General features: G+C 30.9%; 12 protein-coding genes and 1 pseudogene. 9 read left to right on the forward strand and 4 right to left on the reverse strand.

Going from position 1 to position 13,039, the window contains the following annotated elements; all coding sequences use genetic code 11:
- Positions 1–187: 187 nt before the first annotated feature.
- Positions 188–1,231, forward strand: coding sequence for a DUF4932 domain-containing protein (locus GBH57_RS12780; protein WP_151674890.1), 1,044 nt, complete (start codon positions 188–190; stop codon positions 1,229–1,231).
- Between the two features lie 149 nt (positions 1,232–1,380).
- Here GBH57_RS12780 and GBH57_RS12785 read toward each other — a convergent pair whose 3' ends face one another.
- The 4 genes and pseudogenes from GBH57_RS12785 to GBH57_RS12800 form a co-directional block, all read right to left on the reverse strand.
- On the reverse strand, positions 1,381–2,517 hold the full coding sequence (locus GBH57_RS12785) for an acyl-CoA dehydrogenase family protein (RefSeq protein ID WP_151674891.1): 1,137 nt from the start codon (positions 2,515–2,517) through the stop codon (positions 1,381–1,383).
- 30 nt (positions 2,518–2,547) lie between these two features.
- Positions 2,548–3,414 carry a helix-turn-helix domain-containing protein gene (locus GBH57_RS12790; protein WP_151674892.1) on the reverse strand — a complete coding sequence of 289 codons (867 nt, stop codon included), beginning with the start codon at positions 3,412–3,414 and terminating at the stop codon, positions 2,548–2,550.
- 114 nt (positions 3,415–3,528) lie between these two features.
- Positions 3,529–4,224, reverse strand: a complete 696-nt coding sequence (locus GBH57_RS12795) for a cupin domain-containing protein (RefSeq protein WP_151674893.1) — start codon at positions 4,222–4,224, stop codon at positions 3,529–3,531.
- Between the two features lie 334 nt (positions 4,225–4,558).
- Positions 4,559–5,520: pseudogene (locus GBH57_RS12800) on the reverse strand (IS110 family RNA-guided transposase).
- Positions 5,521–5,879: 359 nt separating this feature from the next.
- On the opposite strand from GBH57_RS12800, the gene GBH57_RS12805 reads away from it, so the two are divergent.
- The 8 genes from GBH57_RS12805 (at position 5,880) to GBH57_RS12840 (ending at position 12,782) form a co-directional block, all read left to right on the forward strand.
- Entirely contained in the window at positions 5,880–6,449 is a 570-nt protein-coding gene (locus GBH57_RS12805) for a Crp/Fnr family transcriptional regulator (protein ID WP_151674894.1), read from the forward strand.
- 61 nt (positions 6,450–6,510) lie between these two features.
- Entirely contained in the window at positions 6,511–7,536 is a 1,026-nt protein-coding gene (locus GBH57_RS12810) for an NAD-dependent epimerase/dehydratase family protein (RefSeq protein ID WP_174844038.1), read from the forward strand.
- Positions 7,537–7,653: 117 nt separating this feature from the next.
- Positions 7,654–8,997, forward strand: coding sequence for a DUF4932 domain-containing protein (locus GBH57_RS12815; RefSeq protein WP_151674895.1), 1,344 nt, complete (start codon positions 7,654–7,656; stop codon positions 8,995–8,997).
- A gap of 157 nt (positions 8,998–9,154) precedes the next feature.
- Positions 9,155–9,733: a Crp/Fnr family transcriptional regulator gene (locus tag GBH57_RS12820; RefSeq protein ID WP_151674896.1), complete on the forward strand. Its 579-nt coding sequence runs from the start codon at positions 9,155–9,157 to the stop codon at positions 9,731–9,733.
- 88 nt (positions 9,734–9,821) lie between these two features.
- Complete coding sequence (locus GBH57_RS12825) at positions 9,822–10,712, forward strand: MBL fold metallo-hydrolase (protein WP_151674897.1); 891 nt, start codon at positions 9,822–9,824, stop codon at positions 10,710–10,712.
- Positions 10,713–10,780: 68 nt separating this feature from the next.
- Positions 10,781–11,170, forward strand: a complete 390-nt coding sequence (locus GBH57_RS12830; RefSeq protein WP_151674898.1) for a nuclear transport factor 2 family protein — start codon at positions 10,781–10,783, stop codon at positions 11,168–11,170.
- Positions 11,171–11,325: 155 nt separating this feature from the next.
- Positions 11,326–11,835, forward strand: coding sequence for a DUF695 domain-containing protein (locus GBH57_RS12835; RefSeq protein WP_151674899.1), 510 nt, complete (start codon positions 11,326–11,328; stop codon positions 11,833–11,835).
- Between the two features lie 260 nt (positions 11,836–12,095).
- Complete coding sequence (locus tag GBH57_RS12840) at positions 12,096–12,782, forward strand: GNAT family N-acetyltransferase (RefSeq protein ID WP_151674900.1); 687 nt, start codon at positions 12,096–12,098, stop codon at positions 12,780–12,782.
- Positions 12,783–13,039 lie beyond the last annotated feature (257 nt).

The following is a 13,039-nucleotide window of genomic DNA, read 5'->3' on the forward strand; positions in this document are numbered from 1 at the left end:
GGTAACAATGTGTATAATTCATTGCTAGTTATAGCCTACTTACGAAAGTCCTCGCGGACTTTCTATCTGTGATTTATTTGCTAACTTTAATGCTTAAACACGCAACGAAATCATACACAAGACCGTTGCCAGTAAATTAAACTGTAACAATTTGAAAAAATATAATCTTTAAATGAAAACAAAGTAAATGAAAAAAACTATTTTCCTTATTCTACTTTTAGCTTCATTAAAAAGTATCGGACAAAATTCGGAATTAAACATTACAATTGACGAAAGGATAGAGACCATCTATTCAATAGCATTTTTAGATAATTACTTTCTAGTCAGTAATCACGATAATCTTTACAAGTCAAAGTTAAAAAATAATTTTAAAGCTCTGAAAAACCATAAGGCAGTTGCTTTGTTTGATACATTATCTAAAAAACACGGTTTTAATTTTAATAACGTGACAGATTGGGTTCTACAGTTCGGGGAATTTCCTGAATTGAATAAAGTAAGAGAAGTCATAAATCCTGAATCTTTTGATGAAAGCAAAGGGGATTATCTAATTAAAAAATTTAAAAAAGAATTTATTTCCTTTAATCAAGATTCTTTATTTCAAGCCTATTTAATCGAAGTAAAAGAATTGAATGAGAAAGTAATTAATCAAGTTAAACAATCTAAATCTATTCAACATCTTCCAGCTTATTTAGAAAAATATTACGGAAGTGAATTGGGTTCCTATAATTTAATTCTCTCACCATTAGTTCATTCAGGAGGTTTTAATTCAAAATTCATAGCAGATGGGGAAAAAGAAGTTTATGCTATAATTGGACCAAATGGAGAAATTGAACATATCCCATATTTTGAAAAAGAATATCTTGAAATGGATATGATTTTACACGAATTTGGTCATTCCTTCGTAAATCCTTTAACAGAAAAATTTCAAAATGAAATAGAAACTATTAAAGAAAAATATTACACTGAAAGTTTAAAAAAAGATGGAAAAAGCCAAGCTTATAGCGAATGGAAATATGTTTTTAACGAACTTATAATAAGAGCTATAACAATAAGAATAGCAAATAAAAATTTTGGAACAGAAAAAGCTAAAGAACTTTTAGACTACGAAAAATCTATTGGATTTTCATTAGTAGATAATATTGTAGAAATTTTAAAAGAATATGAAAATAACAGAGAAAAATATTCAAAATTTAATGAGTTTTATCCAATTTTAATTGAACGAATGAAATAAAAAACTACTGGCAACACCGTTTATCATTAATGGCTAGGTTCACGTCTACTTGGAAAATTCCTTCGGAATTTTCTCGGGCTCGTAATTGTTTACTAAATTAGTTGCTTAACCACGCAACTAACCATACACAACAACGTTGGCAATAATTTCTATTTCAATAAAAATTCTCCCGTAAAATGTTGCTGTATCATTTCTGGTAATGTGTGAAAACCTACAGCTTGAACATCCCTAAACAGTCGTTCCAATTCAAATATTCTGTAATAACTTTGTCCTCCTACTGTTTCCATGGCTTTACTGACCGTTTCCTTGCATGCATTAGCAACCAAGGTCTTTCTAGTCAATATTTCAACACCTATTCTTTCGTCGGCTTCAAAATCCAAATTATTGGCTATTTCAATCATATCTTTATGAAGTACTTGGGCCAATGTAAGGCTGTTGTAAATTTCTCCTAGCAAGAAAGTAGTATGAAGTGGCCTACTCTGTTTTGCTTTTAATTTTTCTAAAGTAATCTTCATCGCTTTTTCTGCAATTCCTAAATATGGTGCCATGACTAAGGGTAATGCCACTGTTAAAACAACATTCCAAAACAGAGGAAATTCCCCTTTTGCCCTTTTCATAACAATGGAATCTTCTGGAATAAACACATTATTAAGCGTCACGGTCTGCGAACCTGTTCCGCGCATTCCCAAAGTATGCCAATCATCTAATAGTTGTATCCCATCAGATTTCATAGATACTGTAAAATGGAATACTTGCCATCCGTCTTCTGGGTCATTAAATGGTATGCTGGTCACCAAGAGATCACCAATTGCAGATTGACTTGCAAATTGTTTTTTTGCTGAAACCAAATAACCATTGTCAGTTTTTTTCATGGTTCCATTAGAATCTAGCCAGTCACGTGCGCCTGTACTGACCAACACCAAGTTTTCATCAACTACTTTCCTTAAAAATTCTTCGCCTGTGCCTTGGTGTTTATATTTCCAGATATTTGCCGCAAGAAGGTGTTGATGCATAGACAATGCCAATGACGTAGAAGGGCAATACTGCGCTATTTTAACCAATATAGCGCACATATCTGTAAAGGAAACTTCGGCACCTCCCAATGCTTTTGGTATCATGGCTGTTAAATATCCATGCTTTTTCAATAATTTATAATTATCGGCTACAAAGGTATCGGCCTTATCGTGGTCAATTCCATTTAAAGCTAATTGGTACCCAAGCTCGTCTAAAATGTTTAACCAGTGCTTTGAAGGAGTTTTAGTTACCTTGTTTTTGTGAATATGCATAATACGATTAATTTTTTTCTATGATATCGCTTAAACAGACAGTTGTGCTTTTTGATATTTTAAAGGAGTAATTCCATTCTCGGTCTTGAATACTCTTGCAAAATGGGCAGGACTTTCAAAACCACTATCAAAAGCCACTTCATATACTTTTTGATTGGTATTCTCCAATAATCGTTTCGCATGAAGAAGCCTTTTTTTAGTAAGCCATTTTCCTGGTGATGTTCCATAAGCACTATAAAAGTCGCGATTAAAAGTACTTAAACTTCTGTGCGATAGTCTTGCAAATTCTTCTAATGATAAATTATAAACAAAATTCGACTCCATTATGTTTTTAACAGATGGTTTAACTTCTTGGGCAATCTGTTTAAAATAGCTACCGATTTCAGGGTTATAAGGCAGTGATAAAATATTGACCAACAACTCCTGAAATTTAATTTCCATTAAATATTTTGAAGGCTGTTCTTGATTAAAAAAATAATCTAACATTGAAGTAAAATAAGTACTTAACGTTCTATCCATTTTCAGCGGTATTGCACTATCACTTTGAAGACTACTTTTATGACTGGCACCTATTTCAGGTTTTTGTGACATAAATTCCTTGACATAACAATCGGGAATAAAGATTACTATAGCGCAAAAATCTGAGTCAAAATACTTCTCAATTATATTTGCCCCTTTTTTCACAAAAAGCACCTCATTAGCATGAACCATATAACTATGTTCCAGCGTTCGCCATTTCTTTTTACCCTCTAGTACATAAATAAAATAATTAAGATGGTTCCAAGTAGTGAATATGGATTTTTCCTCCGTACATCTATACTCCGAAAACATAAGTGACGACACTTCAATTTTCTTGAACGTAGGCGTATTTTTTGCTATGTCGTAACCGTTACCCATAATTTTTAAGTCAATTTTTATCTTATAAAATACACTTTTTTTAAGAAATTAACTCATTAAAAATATCTTAGACTATATTAAACTGTTATTTAACTAGATATATATATCAACATTCTAATCGATTTTTGCAGGTTTTAAAATAAGATCATTGTCAGATGCCAATTTGGCAAATTCCTCTGCACTTAAGGTATTAGATGGTTCCATTCCTGGTTCTACTCCTACTTTTTTGAAAAAATCCAACAAACCATGCTTAGCATTTGGAACAGTAGCAAAAACCAGTTTTAAAGGTTCATTACCAGTATTTTGGAAAGAGTGCCATTCTCCAGGTGCCGTATACCATACATAACCTTCTTTAACAATTGTTTCTTTACGGTCATTGTTCTCATAATTTATAACGATACCAGTTCCTGAAATAAAATAAGCAATCTCTTCCGTCTTATTATGCTTGTGCTCTGGTAAGGCTCCACCTACACCTAACTCGTATTTTGAAAAACCTGAAGAGGCATCAGGGTGACTTTCAGGATCCATATAAATTTGAAGTAATCCTCCAGACCCAAGCTTGTCTTTGCTCTCTGGAAATATCCACAATTGTTGAGCATCTTCTGGCTTTACTATTCTTTTACTAGTGTGTGAATGCGTGGAATTATCGTGAATATGAGATTCTTCTTTTTCGTTAAGAGAATGAGCTGTTAATGAGTCATCTTTTTTATCAGATTTATTCACATTTTCACCACAGCCTTGAACAATGATGAATAACGTGGTTATGACTGCTAATTTCATTACTTTAATGTTCTTTTTGTTTTTAAGCATGGTTGAAATATTTTTGATTATTATTAACTTACTATTGTATGAATCAAAACTAGAGAAAATATAAGTATTTTAACTGACTAAGGCTTCCAATAAATTGACTGAACATGTCAAAATAGTAATTTTGACACGATAATATTTATTTAATAACTTGCTAAATAACCGTTACGACTGAAGAAAACTACACGCTAGTCAGGTTTTAAAACAAAAACTATTGCCAACAAAGAACTGAGGTAAAAAACAACTCTTTTCTTCATTAAATTTTGACATTATAATGCCATACTCAGAGATTCGCTTTTGTGATTCTTTGAGTTTTTTTTATGCTATTTTTTTCTACTTATTTAGGTAAGATAGAAACGTATGTTTCGTCGTAAGGTCTTCCCGATTTTGCTATAGCAAAACATTGTTTAATTAACTTATTTACAACTGCAATTAAGGCTAACTTTTTGCTTTTTCCTTTGTTTACTATTCGCTCATAAAGTTCTCTGCAAGCTTTGTTGTGTTTGCAAGCATTAAAGGAACACAAGAACAACAGATTACGCAGTTTCCTATTTCCAACCTTACTTATTCGTTCCCTGCCTCTAACACTGCTTCCAGACTCCCTTATCGTTGGTGTAATACCTACATAACTGCACAACTGAGAAGCGGTTTCAAACTTTGAAAAACCATCGGTTACAATTATTAAAAACAAAGCGGTCTTTTGGCCTATGCCTGGTATACTAGTTAATAAAGTTAGTTGTTGCTGCTGATCCTCTTTAACTAATGAAAGAATCTTTGCTTCAATAGCTTTTATCTCAATATCATAGTGTTTCTTCTTAAAGCTCGATAAGTAAACTTAGAAGGTATGCCTAGAACCTCTTCTCCGTGCATCTTATTCTTTGTGGCTGTACGGTGCTTTATAAAATTATCTAATACTCTAAATAATTGTAAACATTCACTCTGTATATCTGTTAGCGCAGTATATAAAGGGACTTCATTAAGTACCCCATATTCACAAATCATCTTTGCATCACTTTTATCTGTCTTTACTTTTGCTAGTTTCATCTGTATAAAACGCTTTACAGATAAAGGATTTACTACAGAGACGACTGTTCCATTCTTGTAAAGAAACTGTGCAAGTCGATAATGATAATATCCTGTAGCTTCCATTACAACTAAAGATGCTTTAGGCAAATCTTTTAGAAATTTCGTAAACCCAGACGCATCATTTTTGTACTGATTATGGCCAGAAGTACTACCGTGAACATCAAAGACATCTTTGCTAATGTCAACTCCAAAAGTTTCTTTATATTTATTCATATAAATTGATTTATGAAAGAACTAGCTACTAGTAGTACATCGACTTGAAAACGAGATCTAAAGTCTCACAGAACTGATCGTAATTAAAGTAGTAAAAGAGAGCGGATTATCAATGTTGTCGAAGTCTAAGCTTCACCGTATATAGTAACCTTAATGCGCTCTTTTGTTCTTTCTGATTAATAATTAAAACTACCTATTTTAATAGAAATCAAACTTAATAAGCATATAATTAATGGCTAGTTCGAGCTTACTTACGAAAATCCTCGCGGATTTTCTATTCAGTATGTATTTGCTAAATTAGTTGCTGAAACACGCAACTAACCATACACAAAAACGTTTTACACCATTACAACACAACAATGGAAAATCTAATTAATTACATACAATCAAAGATTGTTTTAACTCAAAACGAAATTGATTTAATTAAAAAATATTTCGTTTCTGAACAAATTCCAGCTCAAACTAATCTTTTAGAAGCAGGAAAAGTTGAGCGACATATTTATTTTTTAGATACTGGAATTGTAAAAGGATATCAAAATATTGACGGAAAGATTGTTGTACAACATCTTGTAGCTGAGCAAGATTTTTTCACATCGTTAGATAGCTTTATGACCGAAACCCCATCCGTTGATTATTATGAAACTATCATTGATTGTAATCTAATAAAAATATCAAAACCTGATTTTGACATATTACAAAAGGAAACAAAATTTTGGGCAATATTTGTCAAAGAAGTAACAAACGAACATTTAAGTTGCAAATTAGAACGTGTTAAAGATTTTCAAATTTTAACTGCAAAAGAACGTTATCTCAAATTTGTGAATCAGTATCCAAAATTAGCGTTAAATGTATCTATTGACAATATCGCTTCATTTTTAGGAATGGAGCCTCAATCTCTAAGTCGTATTAGAAAACAAATCGCTTTCTAACAAATGTTATTTCTTAGCTCTTAAAAGCTATCGAAATTTGCTCAAACAAAATTTAAGAATTATGAGCAATGAAATTTCATTAGTAACAGGAGGAAACGGACATTTAGGAAACAACCTAATTAGACTGTTACTTTCCGAAAAACAAAAAGTAAGAACAACTGTAAGGGACATAAATAACACTGAGCCTTTTAAAGCACTAGAATGTGAAGTTGTTCAAGCTGATATTACCAACAGAGAATCTCTAAAAAAAGCTTTTCAAGGAGTCACAAACTTATATGCAGTAGCTGCTAATTTTAGTATGTGGGCTAAAAACCCTAAAACTGAAATTTATGACAATAATATGCAAGGAACACAAAATGTGTTTGACATAGCTAAAGAATGTGGCATCAAAAATATTGTTTATGTAAGTTCTGTAGCTAGTTTAGATTTCACGAAATTACCAGCTAATGTGGACAATGGATATAACAAGGACAGACGGAACTGGTATTATAATTCCAAAAATGATTCAGATATGCTAGCATTAGCATTAGGAAAAAAATATAATATTAGAACTGTTCTAGTTTTACCTTCTGCTATGATTGGTGATAAAGCCTATAAATTAAGTTATTCGAACAACCTTGTATTACAAGTTTTAAATGGAGAAATACCTGTAGACACCAACGTAACTTTAAATTGGGTAGACGTAAAAGATGTAGCTTCAGGAATGTATAATGCAATGACTAAAGGAAGAAATGGTGAAAGGTATATTTTATCTAACGAGCAACATACTACGCTACAAGAAACGGTAAAAATAGCATCAGAATTATATCCTGAACTAAAATTAAAAACACCTAAAAAAGTACCAAAATGTTTACTGTACTCTGTTGCTAGTTTAATGGAATTTAGCAGTAAATTAACAGGAAAAGAACCTCTATTACAGAGGCATTACTTAGATATGTTTTATGGTTTAAAACAAGATTATGATATTAGTAAATCAAGACAGGAATTAGGTTATAATCCTAAACCGTCAAAAAAAGCTTTGGAAGATGCCTTGAAATATTTGAAAACCGATTGGAAAATAGAAAACAGAATACAACAAAATATATAATCCATTGCTAATTCTATCCTACTTATGAATATTCTATTCGGTTTTTATTTACTAACTTCAGTGCTTAAATACGCCAGTAATTACACATAAAATTGTCGGCAATCATTAAAAAGAAAAATGAATAGATACATAATTTTAGCAATATTGCTGATTAACTTTTCTTGCTCATCTCAAATTCCTATTGTGGAGGCAACATCAGATTTAGTTGATATTAGAGATGGAGAAAACTTAAAAAAAGGTGGTTGGTCTTTAGCACCAGATGTAAAGCCAGACATTTATAAAACTGATGTAATTACTTCAAAAAATGTAACATTTTACACAAACTTAGATTCTATAACGTTTACAGTTGAGCCTAAAAAAAAGTATGATTTTATAATTTTACTGAATAAAAAAGATACGTGTTGGACTCAAATAAATACAGTACCTCATTTTGACTTTGATGATAAATATATTGAGAAAAATAGTGGAAAATATAGTTTTGAAATTCCGGAAGTTCAAGAATTAGTTCATCTTATTTTTGCCTTAACACCTACTGGAATAGATGATAAAAACATGGTAAATCATCGAACAAAATATTACGAAGAAATTATTGAAGAATTTTCAAAATATAAAGATGCCCCTATTGTACTTAAATTAGATTCTTTACTAAAACAAGGGTATTATTCAAGATTAAAAATGGATGCTTGTGGATTTTATTTTAATGGAAATAAAATAGAAAAAGATTCAATCTACGAAAGATTGAGTTGGAATGGTGCAAACCAAATTGAACCGTTTATTTCTGAAATAGAAAAATTCGCTACTAAAATAGCATTTAGAAAATTCTACAAAAAGAACAAAAAATACTATAATGACCTTACGACTAAAATCGAAAAGCAAATGCCTATTAAAAAGCAATGGGATTGGCTGGAAAAGCAATTTGATTTTAATTACGATAATTATAGAATTACATTTTCTCCATTAGTAGAAGGTGGTCATTCAACTAATAACTTTATTCAGAACAATTTTAAACAAACCGTAATGTTCATTTGTGGTCCTACACAAAGCACAAAATATGACGAAGAAATTATTGAAGGATTAATGACAAGAGTTGTCTTTACAGAAATCGACCATAATTATGTAAATCCCATTTCCGACGAATATCAGAATGAAATAAATAATTCTTTAAATGAACTTTCTAAATGGGCTACGGAGAATGCTTTAAGCAATTATGGAAATTCATATTCGGTCTTTAACGAATATATGACTTGGTCTGTATTTACATTATATGCTTTTGATAATTATAAATCAGAAAACTTTGAATTTATTAATAATCAAATAGAGTTACAAATGACAGAAAGGAGAGGATTTAAAAAGTTCAAAGAATTTAATCAAAAATTGATTAAACTTTATAAAGGTAAATCAGCAAATGAAAAAATTAAGGATTTATATCCCAAAATTATTTTTTGGTGTAAAGAACAGTAAAGTAATATTTTCAATAACCTATATCATTTAGTGCTAGTTCTCACCTACTTTCAAAACCCTCTCAGAATTTCTATTCAGTTTATATTTGCTAACTTCAGTGCTTTAAACCAGCAATTAATCACACACACGTTGGGCGCAATGTAAAAATCCACTGTATATGACAGAATTACTAACACGAAATATATTAAATCATATTTCGCTTTCCAAAAAAGAGCTAGATAACTTTTGCGACTTATTCAACCATAAAAAAGTTCTAAAAAAAAGCTTTCTTCTGCATGAAGGAGAAATTTGCAAGTTTGAAGGTTTTGTGACTAAAGGGCTTTTTAGAGTCTTTCATGTTGATCAAAATGGCTTTGAACAAGTACTTTATTTTGCACAAGAAAATTGGTGGATTACTGATATTGATAGTTTTACCAATAAGCAACCATCACAACTATACATACAAGCATTAGAGGATAGTGAAGTATTATTAATTTCAAAAAAGGACAAAGAGTTTGCTTATATTAATATTCCAAAAATAGAAAAACTGTTTAGAGTAATGACTCAAAAAACGCATATCGCATTACAACGAAGAATGATAGATAATTTGAGTAAAACTGCAGACCAGCGTTATATAGACTTTATTAAAAAATACCCCAACCTCTTTCAAAGGTTAACCAATTTACAGATTGCCGCTTATTTAGGCATAAGCCATGAGTTTTTGAGTAAAATTAGACGAAAAATAGCTAGTAAATAATCGTTGAGAATTCATTTATTGAACTTGTTCAATGTTTTGAGGTAGGTAACCGTTGCATCTTTGTACCATCATTAAAAACAAGACAAAAATGAAATCAATTATTTCAACCCTATTTTTAACAATTTTAATTTTATTCAAAATGAACGCACAAGAACAACCTTTTAAAACAATAGAAACAAGCAAATTTAAGCTTCAAGTTTTTAACGCATCAGAAAATAGTTTTGGAGTGGCATCAGTAATTATCTCAGGTGAAAATGATGCCGTATTAATAGATGCACAATTTACATTGGCAGAGGCAGAAAAAGTTGCTCAAGAAATTAAAAACTCAGGAAAAACCTTAACTACAATTTATATTTCTCACGGCGACCCTGATTTTTATTTCGGATTAGAAGTATTCAAAAAATATTTTCCAGAGGTAACAGCTTATGCAACACCCGCAACAGTAGAACATATTAAAGTAACAGCTCAAAAGAAATTGGAAGTTTGGGGCGAAAGATTAGGCGATAAAATTACGTCCAACGTTATTTTACCTCAAATTTTAAAAGGAAATTCTATTGAATTAGAAGGCGAAAAATTAGAAATTATTGGATTAGAAGATTTCCAAAAAAGAACCTTTGTATGGATTCCTTCAATTAAAACTGCTTTAGGTGGCATCAATGTTTTTGGCACAACATTTAATGTATGGATGGCAGATGCACAAACAAAAGAAGCACGTAACAACTGGATTTCAATATTAAATATCATCAGTGAATTAAAACCTGAAATAGTAATTCCTGCACACGCAAATACAAATTCAGATTTCACAATAGATGCTGTAAACCATACGAATAATTACATTCAATTTTATGAAGAAGCTTTAAAAAGTAGTAAAACTTCTGAAGCATTAATAGCAACTATAAAATCAAAATATCCAAATTTAACTTTTGAAACAGCTTTAATGTTAGGTGCAAAAGTGAACACAGGAGAAATGAAATGGTAAGAACTATAATGATCATCAACTTGACAATGCTTTTAGTATTGTCAAGTTGTTCATATAAACAAAAAGCTATGACAAATTTAGAGATAATAAAAAGCACATATGAAGGCAAAAATTCAGAAGAAAACGGTGAAAATTTAGCAAAATATGTTGCCGAAAATATCTGTTGGACAGAAGCCAAAGGCTTTCCTTATGCAGGAACTTATATTGGTTTAGAAAGTGTTACCGAAAATGTTTTTAATCGCTTGGGCAGCGAGTGGATTGATTATAAATTTTCACCCGAAGATTATGTTGCAAATGAAGATAAAGTAGTTGCTTATGGCACATATTCGGGCACCTATAAAAAAACGAAAAAGTATTTTGAAGCAAGGGTTGCCCATATATGGAAACTAAACAATGGCAAGATTATCAGTTTTGAGCAATTTGTAGACAGTAAATTGGTAGACGAAGCAATACATTAAAAAACTATGACCAACAACGTAAAAAATAATTACGGCTTAGTGCTAAAATAAAAGTAGTTGCATATTTGCTATTTCCGAATTTCCTACTGAAATTGCTTGAATATAAACACGCACTAGTCTCATACCAAACCATTCTACATAATTTGATCAAAACGATGAAATATAGTTTACCAATACTATTGATATTAAATTTTAGCTCTTTATTTTCTCAATCAAAAGAGAATACATTAGCACTGAATGATACGTGGTTTGGCGGAGAATCTGAAAGTAACGGAAAACCTGTAATCATTAGAGGTCGAGACCATTTAAAAAACTTTATCGATTCAAAAGAATATAATGAATATATAGAACTCGTTTGGAAAATGGAAAGGGAGACTGAAAGCGGAATTCCAACACCAGATGAAAATTTCTTTATGGGTAAAGTGGAAGACGCTTTAATTAACGATTTGGAAACCGACTTACAGTCTGTTCTCGCAATTGTCCATACAAATGATAATATTCGCTCGTGGATCTTCTATACCAAATCTGTACCTGAATTTCTTATAAGGATTAATAAAACACTATCGGCTTTTGAAAAACTGCCAATTGAAATAACGAACGACGAAGACGTAAATTGGGAATTATATACTGGAATTTTAAAAGGGTACCATCTTGAACCAAAATAAAATTTCTAATTAGCAAAAAAACTATCTAGTACTCAACCTAAAGTCCGTTGCAAGTTTACTACGGCTTCTTCTCCCTTGGGGAATCCTCACTCAAAACACATTTTATATCCACATTAAAGCAGATATTGATTATTACAATTAGTTAATGGAATGTGTAAAACGAAAGCTTCAAATGATCAAGATAATTTCATTTTAGGATTCAATTAAACTCATCCTTTTATTCATAAATTTGATTTAAGAACTTAATTACATCCATTTAAATGATCGATTTAGAACATCAATTAAAAAATCCCGTTTGGCATTCCTTAAAAGAGACTCATAAAGACTTTTCTATAGCACTTGATGGAGTACAGTTTTATAATCCAGAGATTTGCACTTTTGGGGCTTTTTTCGACGATTCAAAAACAGCCGTTGCTGCAAATGCGTATGTAAAAAATACAGATAATTTCTTCTTCGTTTCAGAAAATCAAACACCTATAATAGATGATAGTAAGGTAGTTTTAGAAAAAAAAGTTGATGGTTGCCAGATGGTTTTAAATAAACTACCTGAAGTTCAAATAACTGAAAATATCGTGTTATTAGACAAGTCGTACATAGATGAAATTTATAAATTGGTTTGGCTAGTTATGCCTGGTTATTATAAAAAGAGAACTTTTGAAATGGGAAAATATTTTGGTATTTTTAAGAATGACACATTAGTTTCAATTGCAGGACAACGTATGCAAACTGACCTATTTATTGAAATTAGTGCAGTGGTTACCCATCCAGATTATACCAGAAAAGGATTGGCAAAACAATTAATCGCTCACAATACAAATGAAATTTTAAAAGAAAACAAAAAACCTATTTTGCATACTAATAAAGGAAACTTAGCAATTTCACTTTATGAAAAATTAGGATTCGAATTAACCAGAGATATGAACTGGTGGTTTTACCGAAAAAAATAGAATTGATAATTAAGTTTCGTTACACCATAGTTGATAAATTACCACTAGTCCCCTCCTATTTACAAACGTTCTCACGCGCTTTATTGTTTCGTGTTACACATTGTTAACTTAAATAGTTAACTAAGCAGTTGCGCTATTAAAAATATCTTTTCTACATATTACCACACAAATCTAAAACCAACAGCTCGTGTTTATTTAAGACTGATATAAATCAGATTTTCACATAAGTATCCATCATATATTTGTTATAAGAAATA

This window comes from Patiriisocius marinus, from assembly GCF_008974325.1.
Classification (GTDB): domain Bacteria; phylum Bacteroidota; class Bacteroidia; order Flavobacteriales; family Flavobacteriaceae; genus Patiriisocius; species Patiriisocius marinus.